The following is a 21,088-nucleotide window of genomic DNA, read 5'->3' on the forward strand; positions in this document are numbered from 1 at the left end:
GTCCTGATGGAGAAGGAAACGCGCAACGCGATCCAGTCGGCGACGCAAAAGGCCCGCCGCGTGCTCGAGGATGATTTCCGGGAGCAGCTCGAGGGCGTCTACGACATCCACGTCGACGGATCGATCGCACCCCAGGCCGGCCCGCACCTGTCAGCCAAGGAGCAACGGCTACGCGACCGCATTGTCGCGGCCATCGAACACAAGCGCGCCGGTGGCATGAAGGCCGACCAAGCCATGCTCGACTATCTGCGCGATGCCGCCTTCACGACGCTGAACCGCATCGTCGCGCTGAAGATGCTCGAGGCCCGCGAGATCGTGCAGGAGTGCATCTCGCGCGGAGACGCATCTTCGGGCTTCAACGAGTTCAGCGGCCTCGCGCCGGGCATCAGATTTCCGGACGGCAGCGGTTATCGGCTCTATCTCGAATGCATCTTCGACGAGCTGTCGACCGAGGTGAAGGTTCTCTTCGACCGGCGTGATCCCTCCGCCGTGCTCTGGCCGAAGCGGGGCACATTCGAGCAGATATTGGAGATCCTCAACGCGCCGGAGCTTGCCGGCGTGTGGGGCGAGGATGAGACCATTGGCTGGGTCTACCAGTTCTTCAACGGGCATGACGAGCGCCGCAAGATGCGCGAGGAGAGCCAGGCGCCGCGCAATAGCCGGGAGCTCGCCGTCCGCAACCAGTTCTTCACTCCGCGCTATGTCGTGCAATTTCTCTCCGACAACACGCTCGGGCGCATTTGGTACGAGATGCGTGGCGGCGATACCCGCCTCAAAGACGTATGCGACTACATGATGCGTCGGCCGGAGGAGACCTGGGAGGCGCGCGCCAAGAAAGACCCGCGTGACATGCGCGTGCTCGACCCGGCCTGCGGCTCCGGTCACTTCCTGCTCTACTGCTTCGATCTGCTGCTCGTCATGTACGAGGAGGGATGGGCGGACGAATCCTCACCGGCGAGCGAGGTGACTGGCAAGACACTTCGTGAGGACTATCCCGAGATCGCCGGGCTCAGGGCGGCCCTGCCGGGGTTGATCCTTCGCCACAATCTGCATGGCGTCGACATCGATCCGCGATGTGCTCAAATCGGTCAGCTGGCGCTGTGGATGCGGACGCAGCGGGCGTTCAAGGAGTTCGGCATCGGCCGAGCCGAACGGCCGATCATCAAACGCGCCAACATCGTAATTGCCGAGCCGATGCCGGGCGAGAAGGATCTGCTTAAGGAGTTCCTGGCCGAGCTGAAGGAGGACAAGCTCGAAGGGCTCATCCGCCGCGTGCTTGACGTGCCGGCCGACAAGCGGGTGCGCGCGACCAAGGCGATGGCAGACAGCCTCGCCGAGCTGGTCGAGACGGTATGGGATGGCATGAAGCTCGCCGGCGATATGGGCACGCTTCTCAAGATCGAGCGCGATCTGGCTCGCGCGATCGAGAAAGGTCGCGCCGAGTGGGAGGACACGCTGCCGCTGTTCCGCGTCGCGGACTATGGCCTTGGCGGCATCACCAACGAGAAGCTCGTTCGCGTCGTGCCGGGCGAGCAGGAGGACTTCTGGACGAAGGCCGAGAAGCTCGTGTTCCAGGCTTTGGCGGACTACGCGGCTGCAGCGAGCGGCACAGGCAATGCGCGGCGGAGGCTGTTTGCAGAGGATGCTGCGCAGGGGTTTGCGCTCGCTGATCTTATGTCGCAGCGCTTCGATGTTCTCCTAATGAACCCGCCATTTGGATTGGCGACTGATGCCGGCCAAGACTATTTATCGAAACGATATGAGGGTGCACACACCGATATCTATGCGGCCTTTTGTCGACGCGGCATTGAACTTGTTCCCACGGGCCGAATCGGTGCGATCACATCGAGGTCATTTCTGGTCAATCCTCGTCACGAAGATTTTCGGACTATTGATATTATTCCAACGTTGGAAGTCCTGGCGGACCTTGGCCTCGGTGTGATGGATGGAGCCGCAGTTGAAGCTGCTGCTTATGTCCTGCAAACAGTGCTTCCGATACGAGATCGCTTCATTGCCTGCAGGCTAGCTCCAAGCCAGCTGGAGAATTCCGGAGCAGGCGACAAATGGACGTACGTCGACAGGGATGCGACGCGAGCATTACCTGGAGCGATGATACTTTATTCACTTCCAGCGTCTGTAAACGCCATCCTGAGAGAATGCGTGCCGCTTGAGCCATCCAAAGGAACCGCTCGCGAGGGAATGAAGTCATTCGACGATTTCCGCTTTTTGCGACTGTGGTGGGAAGTGGCTCCCAACACGATCGGTTGGGGGAAGGCATGGACACCCTACGCAAAGGGCGGTGGCTATGGCGTTTACTATCAGCCCTCCATGCTAACAATCAACTGGAGGTCAGACGGCTCTGAACTGCGCGCGTTGAATCTCCAGATCAACGGCTCAACTGCCCAAGTGCGTCAGGCATCCACTTACTGGGGGCGTTCGGGAGCTACGTATTCTAGAAGGTCGACGGGATTTACAGCTAAGGCACTGCCTAACGGACACATTTTCGCCACTATGGGCCCCGCGGTACTCTATACGGAAGAGGCAGAGAAGCGTCACCTTTACTATCTTCTGGGGTGGCTCAATTCCAGATTTGTCCGCTTCTTGATCGAGCTGCAAGCAAATAAGCAAAACTATTTGACAGGAATTTTGAAGCGGCTGCCATGGCGGGAGCCAGACAACGAGGTGCACCAATCTGTCCTGTCTGCAGTACGCGGGGCCTGCAATGCGCTCGAACGGCATTATAGCTACCGGGACACAGATCCGCGCTTTAGAGGGCTTCCGGCTAGTTCATCGATAAAAGAACTGCATGAAGCGTTGTGCAACATACACAAACTAGCCGTCAATAACACGTTGCGTGCTCTTGAGAAATGCGATCGCGCCATCGACTCTGTCTATGGCGTCGAGCCGAGCACAATAAAGGAGATAGTCGACAATGTTGGCGCGTCATCATTCGGAGATGTAGCGCCTCGTCTTGACGCGCCTACCGTGCACTGGACGACGATGTCTAGCATTTCGGTTGCACTTGGTGTGGCGTTTGGAAGGTGTCGGGAGATTCTAGAAAAATCAGGAGTAGCAGGAGAGTGCTTCGAGGCGCCCGATTTCAAAAAGTGGTCTGTGGCAGATGGCGCGCGTCCAGAACCTGACATTTTGGTCGATGACCCAGGTGGGAATGCCGATGTGGTTGAGGCAATCGAGAAAATGCTAGACACTGCCCTGACGGGTGGCTGGAAAGCCGATGTGCTAGAGATAAGACGGGCAATTCAAGACAGTGGACCGAAGGGATTCTTCACATTCCACTGCAACGCATACTCCGAAGGCGGGCGCAAAGCGCCAATCTATTGGCAACTCGCTACGCCTTCGGCCAGTTACTCGGTCTGGCTCTACATCCATGCGTTCACCAAGGACACGCTGTTCCGCGTCCAAAACGACTACGTGGCGCCCAAGCTCGCGCATGAGGAGCGCCAGCTCGAGACGCTACGCGCCGAGGCCGGGCCCGATCCCGTCACCGCGCAGCGCAAGGCCATTGAGGCCCAGGAAGCCTTCGTGGAGGAGCTGCGGGCCTTCCTCGACGAGGTGAAGCGCGTCGCGCCGCTCTGGAATCCAAACCTCGACGACGGCGTGATCATCAACTTCGCGCCGCTCTGGCGCCTCGTGCCGCAACACAAGCCCTGGCAGAAGGAGCTGAAATCGACGTGGGACGCACTCTGCGCCGGCAAGTACGACTGGGCGCACCTTGCCATGCTTCTCTGGCCCGAGCGCGCCGTCCCTAAGTGTGCAGAGGACCGCAGCCTCGCCATCGCCCACAACCTCGAGGACGTGTTCTGGTATCAGGACGAGAACGCAAAGTGGAAGCCACGCGAAGAGCCGACGCGGCCGATTGATGCGCTCGTGAACGAGCGCACGTCGTCCGCTGTGAAGGCGGCACTCAAGAGCCTGATGGAGGCGCCGGAGCCGACGAGCAGCGCCCGACGCACGCGGCGGGGGAGACGACGAACATGACGACAGCCGAGACCGCCGATCCTCATCCGCTTCACGTCTATATCGCCCGCCTGATCGCCGATCGGCTGAAAGAGCGTCATGTGGTCGTCATCTACGACAAGAACGAAGAGCTGCGGCCGTTCTTCGCCGAGCTGACAACAGAGCCCGCCACGGATGCGCTCGTGGCCGTGCGCGTCGGTTATCGTACGCCGCACCTGTGCGTATACGACGGCTCGTTCCTCAAAGTGCGCTTCCTCGTGGAGCCCGTCACTGGCGGTGAGGTGCCCGAGGACACGTTGATCTACGTTCCCGGCCGAGAGCGCGACGAGCAAGGTTCTCTGCTCATGGAACTCGAAAAAGGTGGCGACCTGTACCGGGTTCCAGCCCTGAAGCAGCTTGCCCGCAACGTCCTGCGCAAGCGATTCACCGACGTCGCCATCGACGAGATGCTGAAGTCCGATGCCCTGCGCTACTCGGATTTCGCGCGCATGAGCCAAGACGATGGAGCTGCTGAGGGGCCGTCGCTGCTCAAGGGCATTTTCGGCGTGACCGATAGCCTGTCGATCCTGACCGAATGGCTGGCCAACAGCGTCCACGATGCCGAGATCGTCGCGAAAGGCGCCGAAGCGGAGCTGCGCGGTCTAGCGGACGCGCGTTTGGGCACGAGCCTCCCGCAGGATGCCGATATGGCACGCCTGCGAGCGAACGTCGCCCGGCATGTGTTGGCAAACGAATTCCGCTCCGACCTTTCGCCCAAAGCCAAACTGACAGCAGCGGCCCAGCAGGCCCTAAGCGGGATTGCCGCCCCGTCTATGGCAGAGCAATCCCGCTCCATCACCGAAATTTGCCGTCGGTTGCGTGAACGGTACGCTACGGCCTACGTGTCGCTCGCCGATCAGGTCGAGCAGGATCTCAACCTCAAGGCGGATCAGGATCTCGGCAGCTTGCTCGGCTGTGTCGACACCCTCCGTTTTGAGGAACAGTCCGTCGCCTTGGCGTGCTTCAATCTAATTGCTGCAGGCAATTTTAAGGAAGCGAAGGGCCTCGTTGATGCGCGGTCCGAGAGCTTCTGGATAGATCGTGACGTGACTCGGCTGACGGTCTGGCAGGCCTGCCGCTTGATGCTGGATCTCGGCATCGCCGCCGAGCAGGCGGATGGGCGGATGAAGAAAGCCAACGGTAACGCCGCAGCATGGGTCGAGCGGTACGTAGATTCACAGGATGGTTGGCACCAACTTGATCGTGTCCAGAGGCGGCTCGAGGCGATCCTTCCCGAACTTGAGGATGAGATTCCGGAAAGGGCCATCGGCCGCGTGCGCGCGATCTATGATGATGCTGTGCGCCGCATGTCGGAGGGGTTCCTCAGTGCGTTTGAAAAGGGCGGCTGTACCATCCCGAGCGTCTTGCATCAGACCCGCGTCTGGTCTGAGCTGGTGCAGCCACTCCCGAAACCGGTCGTACTCATGGTCGTGGACGCCTTGCGTTACGAGATGGGCGCAGAGCTTGCGGGGCGTATTGCGAATCTCGGCGAGATCCAGTTGAGACCGGCGATTGCTGCGCTCCCGTCTATCACTCCTATAGGAATGGGCGCGCTCCTGCCCGGCGCCTCGTCGGACTTCGCAATAGGGACTCAGAACGGCAGATTTGGTGCAGTTGTCGGTGGTGCGTTCTGTCCAGACCTCTCTGCACGCTTGAAGTATCTGAAGGCTCAAGTTCCGGAATTTCTTGACCTCACGCTCGACGACACGCTTTCAGGTAACACCAAGTCATTGAAGAAGCGCTTAGGCACGGCCAAGGTCATCCTGATCCGATCAACCGAGATCGATGCAGCGGGCGAGAACACGGGTACCGTCTCTGCGCGCCGCATCATGGAGCGGGTCATCGAGGACATTGCAAGATGCCTCCAGCGCATTGCCGCGGCGGGCATCGAGAATGTCGTCATTACCGCAGATCACGGCCACCTCTTCTTCGCGTCGGATCGCGTTGCTTCCATGCGTATCGACGCGCCGGGCGGCGATACCGCTGACCTTCACCGCCGGTGCTGGACCGGAAGAGGTGGTGCGACGCCACCTGGCAGTGTCCGTATCCCAGGCTCTAGGTTGGGTTATAATACGGACCTTGACGTGGTGCTCCCGGCAAGCATCTCAGTGTTCAAATCCGGGGGCGATCTTGCCTACCATCACGGCGGCGCTTCTCTCCAGGAGATGGTGATCCCGGTCATCAAGGCGCTCCTCAAGACCAAGCCAGAAGGCCGATCGGAGAAGAATGCAGTTACCGTCGGCCACGATTTCGACGCGGTCACTAATCGTATCTTCTCAGTAAGGATCGAGCTTGGCGGCGCCGCCAAAAACCTCTTCGAACAGCCTCGTCGCGTTCGGCCCATTGTTGTTTCAGGAGAGCGGCAGGTTGCGGCAGCTGGCGTGGCCGTGGGAGCTCCATTAGAGGATGGCTGTCTTTTACTAGAGCCTGGGGTTCCAGCGACTGCAGGGTTCATTTTGACCGACGACACCGTTGAGGCCGTTCGGATCCAAGTGCTGGACGCCGATACCGACGCGTTACTCTTCCTTTCACCCCAGGATCTGCCAGTCCGGCTCGGAGTCTAGACGATGTCGACGCCAGTACGGGACGCCCTCGACGACAAAGTGAACCGCGTCTTCGCCGGCAAGGTGGTGCGTAAGGACCTCGTTCGACGGGTGAAGGTCGGCGCAAATGTGCCAGTGTTCGTGCTCGAATATCTGCTCGGAAAATATTGTGCCTCGTCGGATGAGATGGCCATTCAGATGGGTCTCCAGGTCGTCAACGCGACGTTGAGCGAGAATTACATCCGACCGGATGAGTCTATGAAGGCGCAAAGCAAGGTCAAGGAAAAGGGCCGATGGACGTTCATCGACAAGGTCAAGGTCCGCCTTGTCGATTCCGACTACTGGGCCGAAGTGAACAACTTCGGCAGCCGCAACGTGCATATCCCAAACCAGTACGTCAGGGACTACGAGCGGCTCCTGACCGGCGGGATCTGGGCGCAAATCGACATGCGCTTCGAGTACGATGAGGAAGGCAAGGGCAAGAATCCCTTCTGGATTGACAAATTGGTGCCTATCCAGGTCGCCACCTTCAATCTCGAAGAGTATCAACGCCTTCGTGCGGAATTCACCGTCGACGAGTGGATGGATCTGATCCTCCGGAGCATGGGCTACGAGCCCTCCGAGATGTCCCGCCGTCTCAAACTGTTGTTCCTAACGCGCCTAATACCGCTGTGCGAGCGCAACTATAACCTCGTGGAGCTTGGGCCGCGAGGCACTGGTAAGAGTTATGTCGTTCAGGAGGTCTCCCCCTATGCAGCCCTCATGACGGGACCGACGACCGTCGCCAACCTATTCGGGCATATGGGAGGACGCTCCAAAGGCCTCGTGCAGATTTGGGATGTCGTCGGCTTCGACGAAGTCGCCGATCTCGAGAAGATGCCGAAAGAGGTCGTCACCACCATGAAGACCTACTGCGAGTCGGGATCCTATCAGCGTGGTCAGGAGGCAGCGTCCGGCGAAGCGAGCGTCGCCATGTTCGGCAACACGAACCAGCCGATCGACGCGATGGTTCAGTCCGGCCACCTCTTTGAGCCGATGCCTGAAGTCATTCGCGATGACATGGCCTTTATCGATCGCCTCCATTTCTATCTTCCGGGCTGGGAAATCCCGAAGATGAGAAACGAGCTTTTCACGGATCACTACGGCTTCGTCGTCGACTATCTGGCAGAAGCACTGCGCGAGCTGCGCCGGCACAATTTCACAGAGGTCCCCGACCGCTACTTTACCATGGGATCGCATCTCGTGTCCCGGGATCGAAAGGCCGTCAAGCGTACGGTCTCCGGGCTCATGAAGATCCTCTATCCCGACGGCAAAGCCACTCGCGACGAGGTAGCCGAGATCCTCGAATTTGCATTGGAAGGCCGGCGCCGAGTGAAAGAGCAGCTGAAAAAGATGGGCTCTTTCGAGTACTACCACACCTCGTTCAGCTATACGGATTCCGAGACAGGAGAGGAGCGCTTCGTCGGCGTCCCGGAACAAGGCGGCCGCAACATGATCTCGTCCGATCCGCTGCCCCCGGGCAGCGTCTACGCGGCAAGCGTCGCGGCCGACGGTACCGTCGGGCTTTTCAGGGTCGAGGTCTCGATCAGCACAGGCGCCGCCAAGTTGAGAACGGCCGGCGGGATCAGCGGCGCCACAAAGGAATCCATTAATCGGGCCTTCAGCTACATGCTCGCTCGCAAGGCCGAGCTTACGATCGGTCGGGAGCTCGACAGCTCCGATCTCCACGTCGAGGTGATCGACCTGCTCAACAACCGCGTCGAGGGAGAAATCGGCCTCGCGTTCTTCGTTGCCGCATTCTCCGCTCTGAAGAAAGCTGCTCCCGCCGCCGCACTGCTGATCCTCGGCGACCTCAGCGTGCAGGGCAACATCAAGGGCGTAAGGTCGTTGGTCGAACCGCTGCAAATCGCCATGGATAACGGCGCCAAGCGCGCGCTCATTCCGCTCGAGAACAAGCGCAGCTTCCTCGAGGTCACGGGCGATGTGATGGAGCACGTCGATCCCATTTTCTTTGGCGATGCCAAGACTGCCGCGCTAAAAGCGTTGGGGATGAACTGATTCGCTGAAGGCCGTCAGAGGGGTTTTCCGTTGGCTCGGACTGAGAGCGGCCAGTGTGGCATTGCTGATGCGGACGCAATGCGTCAGGATCGGACATGCCCGTAACGATATCTGGGGCGCCGAATTCTGTGTAGCCGAGGTCCGTTATGGGATTTCTTACCCTTCAAATAAACACCTCGACCACTCCGTATCGCGCATCTTGGGCGAGCTCTCTGGCAAATGCTGAAGGATTGTTCTTATCTGCCAGTATCGCAACGGACTTTCGTGCACGGGTCAACGCAACATAGAAGAGCCGGCGCTCCTCGGCGTGCTCGAAAGGCTCCGATGCCGGCAAGACGATGCTGAGCAGGGAATCGTCGATGATTTCTGAAGGGAAGCCCATGCGACCGGAGGTGGCGCGCAGGATGATGACGTGATCGGCTTCCAATCCCTTGGATCCATGGACCGTCTTGAAGTCGATGGCGAGCTGCGGATGGCCTGACCGCAATTTGGATAAATCATCTGGCCGAACTGATCGGTAGCGCCCCAAGACGAGTACGCTTCCACCGTCGGCGTTAGCGAGATTCGTAAGCACCGCCTGCAAGGCTTCACGTTCTTGCTCTCGCTTGTGCCAAACGACCCTAATGGCGGGATTGTCCGATGCGGCGACAGCCACAACCTGTTTCTCGATCTGAGAAGGGTTTCGCAGCACGAAACGTTGCGCCGCATGGGCGATCTTGTCGACACTGCGGAACGTTCGACCGAGGTCCACCGTTTCGTGCACCCCGTCCGCGCCGGCAAATGTCCCTCCGAACTTTTGTCCGAAGTTTCGCATGAGGTGTATGTCCGAGCCCGCAAAGCGGTAGATCGATTGCCAATCGTCACCGACCGCGAAGATGCGGGTATCGGCATGCTGGGCCTTAAGAGCAAGAATGAGCTGCGCCCGCCCATCGGAAATATCCTGAAACTCGTCAATCAGGAGATGGCGATACGGGCTGCTATAGCGGCCCTCCCGCACGTGATCGGTGGCGCGGCGGATCATATCTTCGAAATCGATCTTGCCGTCGAGTCGGTCCTCGTAGGCCCCCATGACGGGCTCGAAAATTTTCAGGAAAGCCAGCTCACGTGGGGCATCGGAATTTTTCGCAGCACGTCGACGGCAATTCTCGAACGTGAAGTCACTGCTTTTGAAGTGCCGCAGGAAGGTGCCGAGCGTCTGCGTGAAGGCATCGACCTGTCCCATGCGCGAGAGCTTGCTGTAAATGATCTCAGGCGGGAGCGGCTGACACCTCGCAAATGGCTCTAGCTTTCTCTTGAGCTCACTAAGCAGGTGTCCCTCGACATTTTCGTAGCTGAACGTTTCGATGAGGGTGGTGCCACGGGCTTTGTGGATTTTACGTTTCCATTCCATGTCCTCAAGATAGCTGTCACGGTCAACATAGGGGGCGGTCGTCAGGCGAACGTCGCCATTCGCGTCTCGCTCTTTACGAACGCCGAAATGCTCGATGTAGATGCCGCTGTCCGTCAGCCGAAAATCCGGCGTATAGGCGCGCCGGTCGTTCTCCGGAAGATCGTGCTCGTAGATCGGCTCATACTCGTAGGCGATGCCGTTGATATACAGCCAGTTGGCGATCTTCAGTTCTTCATAGCTTCGGACCGCCTCGCCATTGAGCGTTCGCAGCTCGTTGGCCCGGACATAACGATTGTATTCGTCCTCGCTTTCGAAATCCCATTCGCTCCTGTAAGGCCGGTAAAACTCCGTGAACCAACGCAGCAGGAGCTCGCGCGAGCCGTCCTTGATGGCGATGTCATTCAGCAGGATATCGCGCAGTAAGGCATAGTACTGCCGATCGTCACTCGCATGCGCTGCCAAGGCAGGGCCCTGTCCCTCTACACTGCGGATAATCTCATAGCCTAATGCATGGAAGGTTCTCGCATCGACGGAGGTGCCGCATCGCTGCTCGATCCGACTCGCCATTTCCTCGGCGGCATCCCTGCCAAACGCCAGGAGAAGGATCTCGCCGGGCTGACGGATTGCGCGCTGAATCAGGTAAGCGGCCTTGGCCACAATGACACTAGTCTTGCCGGAGCCGGCCCCCGCGAGGACTAACGTCGAATCCTCATCGACGACGGCTGCGCGCCGCTGTTCCAGCGTCAGCGGATGCGTCTCAATAGTGTCGAACAAATCCCTCATCGCGGCTAGCTCGGTGGCGACGAACCTCGAAATCGCTTTGTCGCGCATCTGGTCGGGAGCTTGCGCAAAACAAACGACAGCCTCGAACATGCGCCTTTGTTCGACAGAGATCACATTGCCAGGCGGCGCCTCAGGGAGACGCGATAGGAGAGATTGGGCGCGTTCGACAAAAGGATCCAGCAGGCAGGCGGCCGGGTATCGGCGTGGTTGCTCGAGGCGCTCCATCATCTGAGAAAGGAGCCGAAGTTCGTCGTCAGCCTCATCGAATGCAGCTCGAACGAAGCGGTGCCATGCCTCCCTTGAGCTCTCGACGAACCGCGCGATATCAGCTGGGCGGAATCCGACAGCTTTTAATTCCGAGCCGTCGCGCAACGGGATGGAGAGGGCGCCGAACCCAAGACGCCGGCTCGCGTAAACCGGCCCCGCCATCTCGGGAAAGGCAAGCGAGCGCGATGTGCTGCCGAGCAAATCGATACCGTTGCTGGTCAACTTCACGCTTCCAAATCGCCATCCGATGATGCTCAGTAGGGCGCTTGTCAGCGGACCTCTGTGGATCTGGTGGGAAACAGCGCTCATGTGGAAACGTCCGCGCCAAGAGCCGGGATCACTTGGCCATACTGTAAGCAGAGACGTTCAACGGAGCTATCCTGCGATCAGGCGCAATTTGACGCCGATAGAAAAGTCACATCCGGATTTTCTCCTAATGCCGCTTTGGAAGCTTGGCCCCTACAAACAAGTGAACCTTAGCGTCAGCGCCGCTCTGGTCACCGGTAAAGCCGATACGGTTACCGCCAAGGATTGCATCTACTGAGCCGCAGATCACGAACCCTTCCGCGTGTTTAAATACCCGGTCGCGAGGGCAGCACTCGTCCACGCTGAAAAGATCAATCGGCTCGTCCGTATGCACGCGGAACGTGCCATCAGCGAGCCACTGCAAAACAATCCGGTTCATTGGGGAGATCTCCTTGTTCAGATGATGCCGTGGGCCATGAGCATTGACGCACGACGGACTATCTTTGACCGCTCGGCGCATCTCACTCGACGCCGTGGAGGGCAACCTGGTGCGGCTGGCGTTACTCATGTGAACCTTGCCAACACAATCACGCTTGGCGTTCATTGTTTGGTAGAGAGCGCTCGCCAAGAAGTGGGGCACGATCTCGACACGGGTTTCGAGACCATGATCGAAGCTCAGAGTTGATTGAAGCGTGGTTCGCTACAAACTTCCGGCGCCGGCTGCAGCAGGTCGCAACGGCCAGAATCCCTATACCCCTGCTCATGTCGGGCGATCCAAACCAAACTCGATTTTTCGTCTGCCGGAATACGCTTATTTTCTGCGGTACGGCGCGCCGTAGCAGCAGCATCGCTAGGAAGAACCTAAAGGATCCCCCCTTCGACATGTCACGCGCGGAACGGGCGAGACCAAGCGCTATAGTATCCCGTGCTTGTGGTCCAAATTGGCGTTATCCCAGCTCGGTCTCCGAGAGCATCGGGCTAGTTGAAACCAACTTAGCGGCAAACCTGTCGACATCCCCTGGGCGCGCCAGCTTCTTTCTCTGCCCTGGCGGAATCCACTGAAGGCGAGTTTCACCAGTTGACGGCTTTCGCCAGATCACCCAAGCATACGCTGTGGCCGTTGAGGCCTTCGGATCCCAGCGCCCCTTGATCATCGGCACTCTCTCCGAGAATAGCGCCACCTCATCGGGTGGAATTTTCTCGAACAATTCATAATAGCGCCGAGCTCCTTCCAACCAAGTCGTGCGTACTAGTAACGCAACGCCGGACTTCGCTTCACTCAAGGCGCGAATTGCGAACTGCAGAGCTAAATTGTAGGGTGGATTCGTTATGATCCAATCGGGATTGAAAGAGCAGAACGCCACGTTCGGTCCTTCCCCTACAAACGAGCCTACTTCGTATCCTCGACCGTAGTCGTGGATGTCGCTCGCGTGGACCTTCCCAAAATATTCGCGAAGGACCTCGATCATGTGACCCTCGCCGCATGCTGGCTCCCAAATGCTAAGCTGACGAAAACCAATCACGTCTGGCGAGGTCGCGGGATGAGACGATTTAGCGAGTACATGCTCAATCAAGGCTCGCGTCGCCCATGGAGGAGTAGGAAAATAGTCCAGACCATTCGGCGGCTCCGCACGGGAAGCCATCACTGAGCGGGCGCCGAATGGCAGGCCTGACGCCATGCATGAGCCGGACTCTTCCGGCGAACCATTTCCTGTCACTTGATCCATAAAGAGTCGCATTTCGGAGTTCCTTTGGAAACATGGTCAAAGCCGCGCCGTTTTGCGTGTCATTGCATCGGCTCAGGTCTAACCGTTAGCCGGCATCGACGCTGGCTTAGAGCCGCACCAGAACATGTCGGGAACCGGAATTGAGTTTCCGAATGTGGGCGACTTATTTAGCTAGTCATCACGCCGATCGCACTTCTAGCGTCGACGTGCGAGTTCGTCCTGCAAGCCACACATCCAAATCGGATCGGCGGTAGAGCACCTTGCGCGCGGACTGGCGGATGAAGATGGGGCCGCCACCATAGCACCGGTACTTCGCTAACGTGCTACGGGACGTTCTGAGGTAAGCCGCCGCTTCGGCAGCATCGAGAATGTCGAGATTCCGGATGTGCTGCGGGTCGAGAATGCGCAACTTTGTTCTTCGCACAACTTCCACTTCAAATCTCCTTACGTTCAAAGACGTACAGAGAATTGCGTGAAGCTATCGAATTTTATAGGACGATCTGGCCCTACGGTTTCGTTGGCAAATTGCCCCAATGCTGGAACTGCCGCTTGTCCCACTCCTCCTCGGAGTAACCATCTGAATATCGCGACCAAACTCCTTCCATAGCGCGGCAGCTATCCGGTTCCTGACCGCTTTCGCACCACGCCGACCTGTATTCGTCGCAGTTTCACGCCACCACCCTTCAAGCGCGAGAAAGAACTCCCGCACCTCATAGTTCGCGGCATCGGCTATTCCGTTCGGCGCATACCCGACTTCCGGCGGGGCCGCTGCGAAACAATTCGCTGAGGAGATGATCGACTACTGGCGATCGGTGACCGCCGCGGCGGAAGCCGCAGGCCGGACACAGGAGTTTACACTTTCGTCGCCTTTGTAATCAGTACTCTTAATAGGAGAGACGAAACTGTAAAATTCAGCCGCATTATCGAAGCCTTCGCTTCGCATCCTCTTGTAGAGCGTCGGCCGGCTGATGCCGAGCTTGCGTGCGATTCCGGAAACGGACGTTGATCGTGGCGTTGATCCGCTTGCCGCTCGCTTCGCGGCAGCGCGCTGCTTGTCGCGAGCCTTCTTCATGGCTCGCTGTAGTTTCAGAACCTCGCCTTTTGTCATGTCGGCCGGGTGGATGCCCCATGGTCGACCGGCGCGAAGCCAATGGAGCTTATCAAGTTCAAGATCGAAGCCGACAGCTGAGGGGGACTGAATGGTTCGATATCCCTCATTCATCATCACAGCCTCAAATGCTAGCGCCACTTCTGCACGCGTCGCGCCATCAATGTATTTGTCTGCCCACTCCTGAAGACAGGCTAGACCGACGCTGCGATTGTCGTGCTCCGCCACGAGCGCGAGCAAGTTGCCGGCGATGGTCAGGAGGGCGAGCCGGTGGCGTGAGCGAAACAGGGCCGGCCTGCGTGTCGCGTAGACCTTCGTTAGTGATCCGAGCAGACGAAAGGCACGGCCCCTCACGGCCATCCTCACCCGCTTTTCAGGGCCGACACCTTTGTCTTGATCAATCTTCGCCAGGTTTCGCAGGGCCTTTGGCTTCGAAGACTCAACCTTCTCGTGGAAGGTGATGACACCTGTCTCGGTTTCCTCACGGTAGACCTCCGTGACTGACTCACTCTTGAAGGCGGTTGCAGTTGCTCGCATAGGCATACTCCGGTGCCGGTCGGGGCGCGGTTTTTCGATGAGGTCAATGGGGTCGGGACAGTCGCGATCACGCGGTTGGACGCGAAGCGAGGGATCAGCATCGCGATCTTCACTCAATCCGGAGCGGGCGGCGCGCACAAGAGCACCCTGACCAACTCCGTGCGTAATCCGCTAAGAAGCGTTCCGCCCCCCTCAAAGGAGGGACCGCCCCAGTAGCACCCATAATTCGCTAGCGTGGTACGGGACGTTCTCAGGTAAGCCGCTGCTTCCGCAGCATCGAGAATGTCGAGGTTCCGGATGTGCTGCGGGTCGAGAATGCGCAACTTTGTTCTTCGCACAACTTCCACTTCAACTCTCCGTACGTTCAAAGACGTACTGAGATATGCGTGAAAGCGCCAAGTTCTATAGGGCGATCTGACCCTAACGACTCTCGGGCGAATTACCCCAATTCTGAAACTGCCGCTTCGCCCACTCCTCTCCGGAATATCCATCCGGAATATCGCGACCAAACTCCATCCAAAGCGCAGCGGCTATCCGATTTCTCACCGCTTTTGAACCACGCCGATCTGTATTTTTTGCAGATTCACGCCACCATTCTTCAAGCGCGAGAAAGAACTCCCCCACTTCAGGGTTTGTGGCATCGCCCGCTTCCGGAAGCGGTTCGGAGGCATATGCATCCAAGAGCGGGGTCAGCTCTCCTCCGAGCAGCAATATTTTCCTCTCGTTGTCGATGTCAGGCAGCTCGTCCGTTTTGTCGGCTATGTACTCTGCAAAATCGACTTCATCTGCGACGACCTCCAAGAACTCTCGCAATGCCTTCGCAAGCCGATTAGCCTTTCGCTGCCGATCAGTGCGCACCGGAATGGCTAGCACGCTAGCGTAGGCGGCAGCGGCATCTGCCCTCGCCAATAATGCCCGAATGCATAACTGCTCCCGCAGCGAGGCTATCTCAGCCGTCAGGAAACCCTTCGCGATTGCTTCCGCCAACGGCTCATCAACAGCACAGGAATCTCCTGGGCTCAGAAGTCGCCCTACCGCTTTAGTCTCGGCTGTGGGGCGAAGGTTGTAGAGCCCTGATGCGACTGGGACGCGCCGACCCTCTTCCTTGGCGAAGAACCGCTCGGCACGTGATTGCTTAGCTACACGCTCCTTAGGCGGCATCCTCTGCCCCCTTGCGGATCAGCGTGATCTTCCCTTTCGTACCGCTCATAGCGCCGGCGATCGCCCCAGCCGCCGCTTCGGCGGCAGCGCGGACAGGATCAGCCGCCAAATGAGCATATCGTTGCGTGGTGGTTGGGCTGGCGTGCCCGAGCAGCGCGCCGATCATGGGAAGGCTTGCACCCCCGCTGACAGCCACGGATGCGAAGCTATGGCGCAAGTCATGGATACGAAGGTCAGGCAGGCCCGCCATCCGACGGATGCCGCGCCAGGGCCGATTCAAGTCAGCCCTCGGCTGATCCGGTACTGATGAGCGGATTACATAAGGGCTGTTTGTCCGCGGCAAGCCGACAAGGATTTCGAGGGCGGGCGCGGGCAGTACGATATGACGTCTGCCAGTCTTGCTGAACACCGTAAGCAGACCCCGGCTCATGTCGACATCCGCCCATTTAGCATGAAGGATTTCGCGGAGCCGCGCGCCGCTGAAAATCAGCAGCCGCAAAGCGGCGGCCGTGTACTGGTCAATAATCGTCGGGGGCACGTTCTTCGGAACGTGCTTGGCCTTTTTGCCGGGCCTCGACGGCGGATCGTAGGGAATCCCCGTTGTCTCGGCTATCCGAATAGCCTCGCCCAACCGAGCAAGCTCCAGCGGAGTGAGGTAGCGTTCACGCTTCCGCTCCTTGTACGCCTTGATACTCCTCGCCGGATTGGTGCCCTCCTCGACGTGACCTGCGTGGTCAGCCGCCTTGTATATTGAGCCGATAAATTCCAGGCATCGGTTAGCCGTAGTCGGACTGGTCTTACCGATCCGCGTGTGCAGTCGCTTGATTTCGTCGCGCGATATTGCGTCAAGCTGGCAAGAGCCAATGGCCGGCCCAACGTGCCTCTTCAATAGGGAGCGATAGTTTCGGATGCTCCCCGGCCGCAGCGTCGCCTGCTCGGGATGCTTCTGAGCAATTTCATCCATGGCATCGAGGTGTTCGGCAGCGTACTTGGCGAAAGTCGGAACTCTCTTCGCCTTGGCCTTAGCCATTGCCGGATCGCTGCCCAGCCGCACTTGCGCCAGAAACGTCTTTGCCCGTTCCCTCGCTTCCTCCGGCTTTAGCTCGGCGGTCGTACCAAGCGTGAGTCTCTTCTTGGCGACGCCGCGACCGCCGGCACCGGGACGATATTCGACGAAGTACGTCATGCGCCCCGTTGACTCGACGCGCATGGCGAAGCCCGCAAGATCTTCATCATAATACACAACCCGTTTATCGGCCGGCGTAAGGCCGGCGAGACCACGCCGCGTGAGCTTCGTCGTTGGCATGAGGCTCCCCCTATTCGTGCGCCACCCGTGCGCCACCGCATCGGATATAACGTGGAATGAATGGAAGCCAAACTAGACTTAAAATCGCATATATTCAATCTGATAGTGATAGATACGGAAACTCTTGGAAACATCGGGATAGATCAAAAATAAGGCTCATAACCTGAAGGTCGTAGGTTCAAATCCTGCCCCCGCAACCAAAATTTTCAATGACTTAGCTCAAAAACAATTTCCGAAGATCTGACGCCATGGTAATCCCATGGTATTCAACTGCGCGGACCTCCCCTGTTTTCCCCGCTTTGATCAGATTGCGGGTTAAGGCAAAATAACCTTTACTAGTCGTCAATCAACAGCAGCGGGCAGATGGTTCTTCTTGCTCGTGACTCTATTGCTGCCGCCACTCTCGCAAGCGGGTTGCAATGCCAATGATCGACGAATCCGACGAGCGCCCCGACATCGAAGAATATTCGGTCACCTACCTCCGGGGCCGGGTCGCTGAACAGCAACAAGAACTCGATGAATTGAAGCACAGCATCGATGACCTGGTCGGCCTTGTCCGCGATCTCACTGCCACACATGAGAAGGTCGCAAGATCAGTCGCGGTGCTTAAACCAAACGGCGAACCTCACGGATTGGATGCACCGATCATCAGTGCACAGGGGGCTGCCGCGTTTCTTGGCGTGTCCACTTCGACTATTGACCGCATGACACGTGATGGTCGAATGCCTGAACCAGTTCGCGTGTCAGAACGTAGACCTTGTTGGACTGTTCGGCAGCTCATGGAAGTTCGCGCAAAAGGCCTTTTTAAAAAGTAGCTCGACCACTCTCGTCCGACTTCCGTTTGCTGTTTATGTGAAGCAGCAACGAGCGGTGCCAAGCCGCACCCCACCCAGGGGGGCAAGGCCGCGAAGGTGGGCCCCAAAACAGTCAATTAGTACCGTGGCCAACGCTTTAAAATTCCGTACAAACATAGTTGTATCACCAGCCAATAAGCCGGCAGCCTACGCCAATCTCTTTGGGTTTCTTGCGTCGGCCCACTTCTAGTGATAAGGAACAAAATAGGAACATGGTTACTTGAATGTAGCTTTGAAATGAAGCAATCAAAACCGGCGTTGGTCCGTCACGTGCTTGACCAAGACACACTGACGATGGTGTCGGTTAGCTGTAACAATATTAAATGCAGACACACGGCAAACGTGCTGCTCACCCGCTTCTTGGACGCGGGGGCCACTCTCGACACGCCAGTCCCAAGCTTGCGGCGGTGGTGCGTGTGCAGCAAGTGCGGGTCGCGCAATATCGAAACGCGCACAACGCCATATCCTCGCGGCGTCAAAGGTGTGCCCCACATGAAGGACGTATAACTCCATGTGTAATATGCGCTCGATGACCAAGACACGTGAAACTGTCGGCAAACTCTTCCGCGTGTCAGATAACAGAATTCCAGCAATCGATCCGTTGGCAGGTATCTACCCCAGCAACAACGCGCCGGTCATTCGCATAGCCGAAGACGGCGAGCGTGAAGGCATCATTTCAAGCTGGGGATTTGTCCTTCCGCAAAAGGACAAAGCGCCCAAGCGCGTCACGAATTTCCGCGACGACAATCTGGGCTCACCCTTTTGGCGCTCGTCTTTCGAGACCCGTCGTTGCCTCGTGCCAACAACATCATTTGCAGAACCAAAGGGGCGGAGCCCCGCGATCTGGCATTGGTTTGCTCTTGGCCAGGACAGGCCGCTTTTTGCATTTGCGGGAATCTGGCGAAGCTTTCGCGGCGCGGTGAAGAAGGACGGGCCAGTCGTGGATCTTGAGGTTCACTCCTTCATGACCACAACGCCCAATCCGCTCGTCGCCACCATTCACCCAAACCGCATGCCCGTCATTCTAACCACGGACGAAGAGTTTGACATTTGGCTCAATGGGTCTGCGGATGAGGCCCGCTCACTCGTCAGATCCTATCCAGCAGAAAATATGGCGATTGTTCAGTCCGCCGCCGAAAAGGTGGATATGTTGGACGAGTGTTAGTTCTTCCCGCCCGCACCTAACGCACAATCCGAATTGAAGCATGTGCTTTGGAAGCCAAACTCCCGCTTAGCTGAAAGCAACAGGCTACCTCGCATCCCATCTGCGCTTAAGCTCTCTCCTGCGAACGTGTCACGCCAGACCTGAACGGCTTTATGCTTCAAGAAAGCTTCCACGTTGCGCTGAGAGCGTGGGTCGGGAGTGTTACCCCTCCACTCTGGCCACTCGAAATCCGCCACAGACTACCGTTGCGGATGATCTGGACCCTGGAAAGAGCGTTTTCGACCCCGCTTTACCAGGGCTGCACTACTACATAGACCCGAAGCGGCTCGCGAAGGCCGAAGCTAGGGCAAAACGCTCTCGCTATCGCTATCGAGATGATGCTGAAGACGCGCTGCGTCAAATGCTCTTTGATGGCGAGCCATTCGACGATGCCGCAGTAGCGCGTGTAAGCACACAATGGCTAATTGAGATCGCGCAAGCAAGAAATTGGAAGCCCTCCTCTGCCGAGGATCTGGTTGCCAGAAGGGGGCGTACTAAAAGGCGAAGAGCCGGCGTAGCTACGAAAACGCAGTCCGCGACGACCAAAACTAGGCGAGCTGCCTAAGCCACCTGCGCGTCCAAGCCGATGACCATCATTCCTTTGGTGGTCACACAGGTTCAAGACTTTATTTCTGCCGGACCAGTTTAGAACCTCTGAGCAATTGATCGAACCCCAGCAGACTGCGCAACCGGGAACGCTCTTGGCCTTTCTGCAACCCCTGTTCGAAGGCGGTCTCGATAACGTCACCCCAGGCAGCAGTTGCGTTGCTAACGCCTATACCAACAATCATGACAAGCTGGCGCAGCCGGACATCGGATGGGGCGCTGGCTTTTTCTGCATATGGTCGACACGGTCAGCATCGTCCATGCAATGATCCTGCGGCTACAGGCCCTCGTCCTGCCCATCAAAGTTCTCGTGTTCGGCGGACATTGACGCCTGATAGCACAACGACGCTTGAGCTCATCGCTCTTAGCAAGCTCTGCATTCACGAGGTTGGATCATCGATAAGCGGGTTCGGCTTGCTGAAGGCAATAAGCTTCGCCGCGTCTCCCACGCGGATCATCGGCCCATCAACGGTAACGCCAGCCTCGGCAAGCTCAGCTAAGGCCCGCGACAAGTTCTCCGGCCGCATGCCGAGGCGGCTCGCCAGCGCCCGCTTTTCGAACGGCAACCGAAACGTGCCACAGCCTCCCGACTGGCTCGCTTGGGTGAGAATCCAATTGGCGAGACGTTCGCTGCTGGACCGCAAGCGTACGTTCTTCAACTCTTTAACGATCGTACGGTAGCGGCAAGCAAGCTCGGCCACCGTTGCTCGTGCAAAGCCTGTGTCGCGCTCGAAGACCTCGCGCACAGCCCCGGCTGGTATGAGCACAACCGTCGTCGACGACGACAAGGTGCGAGCCGATTTCAGATAAGGTCCGTCGACAATCACGGCAGCAAGAATGAAAGCAGCTGGCGGCGTCAGGATCGACACCGTCGCCTCACGATCATTATGAGAAGCAAAGAAGGCGATCTGACCGTCGACCAGAACGTGCAAGAAGTCCGGCCTCTCACCTTCGTGGATGAGCACAGTCCCCGTCGGGAAACGTTGCACATATCCAGCTGCGATCAGCGTTCTGAAATTTTCCAGCTCGACGCCGCGAAAGAGCGGTAGTTCGCGGACAATCTCGGAATCCTCGCGGCGCATGCTCTATCGCAGGTGCTCCTATTACGGTCGGTCAACGTTGCCTCGGTCCTGGCCTCGTTGCAACGAGCATCTTGCCTTGATTTTTATCAATCATTGTATTGAACAATATCAATTACAAAATTGCTTTTACATTACTCAGGACACAAAGAAGCGACTAATATTTCTTTTGTCTGCGTAGTTTTTAACAAGTTGATCTCGA

Annotated in this window: 15 protein-coding genes and 1 pseudogene; 7 read left to right on the plus strand and 9 right to left on the minus strand. The window is 58.0% G+C overall.

All coding sequences use genetic code 11. From position 1 onward, the window contains the following. The first annotated feature begins 6 nt into the window (after positions 1 to 6). From pglX to brxL, 3 genes are read left to right on the plus strand one after another with little or no spacing between them, the layout of a single operon-like run. Positions 7 to 3,999 carry a BREX-1 system adenine-specific DNA-methyltransferase PglX gene (gene pglX, locus BLS30_RS09070; RefSeq protein ID WP_090228180.1) on the plus strand — a complete coding sequence of 1,331 codons (3,993 nt, stop codon included), beginning with the start codon at positions 7 to 9 and terminating at the stop codon, positions 3,997 to 3,999. Beyond that, positions 3,996 to 6,581 (plus strand): PglZ domain-containing protein, encoded by a 2,586-nt coding sequence (locus BLS30_RS09075; protein WP_090228182.1) that lies wholly within the window; start codon positions 3,996 to 3,998, stop codon positions 6,579 to 6,581. Before pglX ends, BLS30_RS09075 begins: the two co-directional genes overlap by 4 nt. A 3-nt stretch (positions 6,582 to 6,584) precedes the next feature. Further along, positions 6,585 to 8,618 carry a protease Lon-related BREX system protein BrxL gene (gene brxL, locus BLS30_RS09080; protein WP_090228185.1) on the plus strand — a complete coding sequence of 678 codons (2,034 nt, stop codon included), beginning with the start codon at positions 6,585 to 6,587 and terminating at the stop codon, positions 8,616 to 8,618. A gap of 163 nt (positions 8,619 to 8,781) precedes the next feature. On the opposite strand, the gene BLS30_RS09085 is transcribed toward brxL, so the two are convergent. Beyond that, a complete protein-coding gene (locus BLS30_RS09085; RefSeq protein WP_090228187.1) occupies positions 8,782 to 11,367 on the minus strand; it encodes a UvrD-helicase domain-containing protein in 2,586 nt (861 codons plus the stop codon). Positions 11,368 to 11,491: 124 nt separating this feature from the next. After that, positions 11,492 to 11,743 carry a hypothetical protein gene (locus tag BLS30_RS17995; protein ID WP_139165315.1) on the minus strand — a complete coding sequence of 84 codons (252 nt, stop codon included), beginning with the start codon at positions 11,741 to 11,743 and terminating at the stop codon, positions 11,492 to 11,494. Positions 11,744 to 11,779: 36 nt separating this feature from the next. Here BLS30_RS17995 and BLS30_RS18000 point away from each other — a divergent pair, with 36 nt between their 5' ends. After that, positions 11,780 to 11,989 (plus strand): hypothetical protein, encoded by a 210-nt coding sequence (locus BLS30_RS18000; protein ID WP_139165316.1) that lies wholly within the window; start codon positions 11,780 to 11,782, stop codon positions 11,987 to 11,989. Positions 11,990 to 12,251: 262 nt separating this feature from the next. Here BLS30_RS18000 and BLS30_RS09100 read toward each other — a convergent pair whose 3' ends face one another. The 6 genes from BLS30_RS09100 to BLS30_RS09120 form a co-directional block, all read right to left on the minus strand. Continuing rightward, positions 12,252 to 13,043, minus strand: a complete 792-nt coding sequence (locus tag BLS30_RS09100; protein ID WP_342027536.1) for an SAM-dependent DNA methyltransferase — start codon at positions 13,041 to 13,043, stop codon at positions 12,252 to 12,254. 166 nt (positions 13,044 to 13,209) lie between these two features. Continuing rightward, the gene (locus BLS30_RS09105) at positions 13,210 to 13,455 is read right to left on the minus strand and encodes a helix-turn-helix transcriptional regulator (protein WP_244512401.1); all 246 of its coding nucleotides are present in this window, start codon (positions 13,453 to 13,455) and stop codon (positions 13,210 to 13,212) included. Positions 13,456 to 13,830: 375 nt separating this feature from the next. Further along, positions 13,831 to 14,676, minus strand: coding sequence for a hypothetical protein (locus BLS30_RS09110; RefSeq protein WP_139165317.1), 846 nt, complete (start codon positions 14,674 to 14,676; stop codon positions 13,831 to 13,833). Between the two features lie 113 nt (positions 14,677 to 14,789). Further along, positions 14,790 to 15,014, minus strand: coding sequence for a hypothetical protein (locus BLS30_RS18005; RefSeq protein ID WP_139165318.1), 225 nt, complete (start codon positions 15,012 to 15,014; stop codon positions 14,790 to 14,792). Between the two features lie 82 nt (positions 15,015 to 15,096). Beyond that, on the minus strand, positions 15,097 to 15,837 hold the full coding sequence (locus tag BLS30_RS09115) for a hypothetical protein (RefSeq protein ID WP_090228198.1): 741 nt from the start codon (positions 15,835 to 15,837) through the stop codon (positions 15,097 to 15,099). Then, entirely contained in the window at positions 15,827 to 17,143 is a 1,317-nt protein-coding gene (locus tag BLS30_RS09120) for a site-specific integrase (protein WP_090228201.1), read from the minus strand. Before BLS30_RS09120 ends, BLS30_RS09115 begins: the two co-directional genes overlap by 11 nt. 425 nt (positions 17,144 to 17,568) lie before the next feature. Here BLS30_RS09120 and BLS30_RS09125 point away from each other — a divergent pair, with 425 nt between their 5' ends. From BLS30_RS09125 to BLS30_RS18290, 3 genes and pseudogenes are all read left to right on the plus strand, one after another. Beyond that, the gene (locus BLS30_RS09125) at positions 17,569 to 17,958 is read left to right on the plus strand and encodes a helix-turn-helix transcriptional regulator (protein ID WP_090228204.1); all 390 of its coding nucleotides are present in this window, start codon (positions 17,569 to 17,571) and stop codon (positions 17,956 to 17,958) included. Between the two features lie 559 nt (positions 17,959 to 18,517). Then, on the plus strand, positions 18,518 to 19,162 hold the full coding sequence (locus BLS30_RS09130) for an SOS response-associated peptidase (protein ID WP_280140624.1): 645 nt from the start codon (positions 18,518 to 18,520) through the stop codon (positions 19,160 to 19,162). Between the two features lie 604 nt (positions 19,163 to 19,766). Beyond that, a pseudogene (locus tag BLS30_RS18290) lies at positions 19,767 to 20,135 on the plus strand (HlyD family secretion protein); the annotation flags it as partial. Between the two features lie 52 nt (positions 20,136 to 20,187). Here BLS30_RS18290 and BLS30_RS09145 read toward each other — a convergent pair. After that, positions 20,188 to 20,889, minus strand: a complete 702-nt coding sequence (locus tag BLS30_RS09145; RefSeq protein ID WP_090228211.1) for a cyclic nucleotide-binding domain-containing protein — start codon at positions 20,887 to 20,889, stop codon at positions 20,188 to 20,190. Positions 20,890 to 21,088: the final 199 nt, after the last annotated feature.

This window comes from Filomicrobium insigne (genome assembly GCF_900104305.1).
Taxonomy (GTDB): Bacteria; Pseudomonadota; Alphaproteobacteria; order Rhizobiales; family Hyphomicrobiaceae; genus Filomicrobium; species Filomicrobium insigne.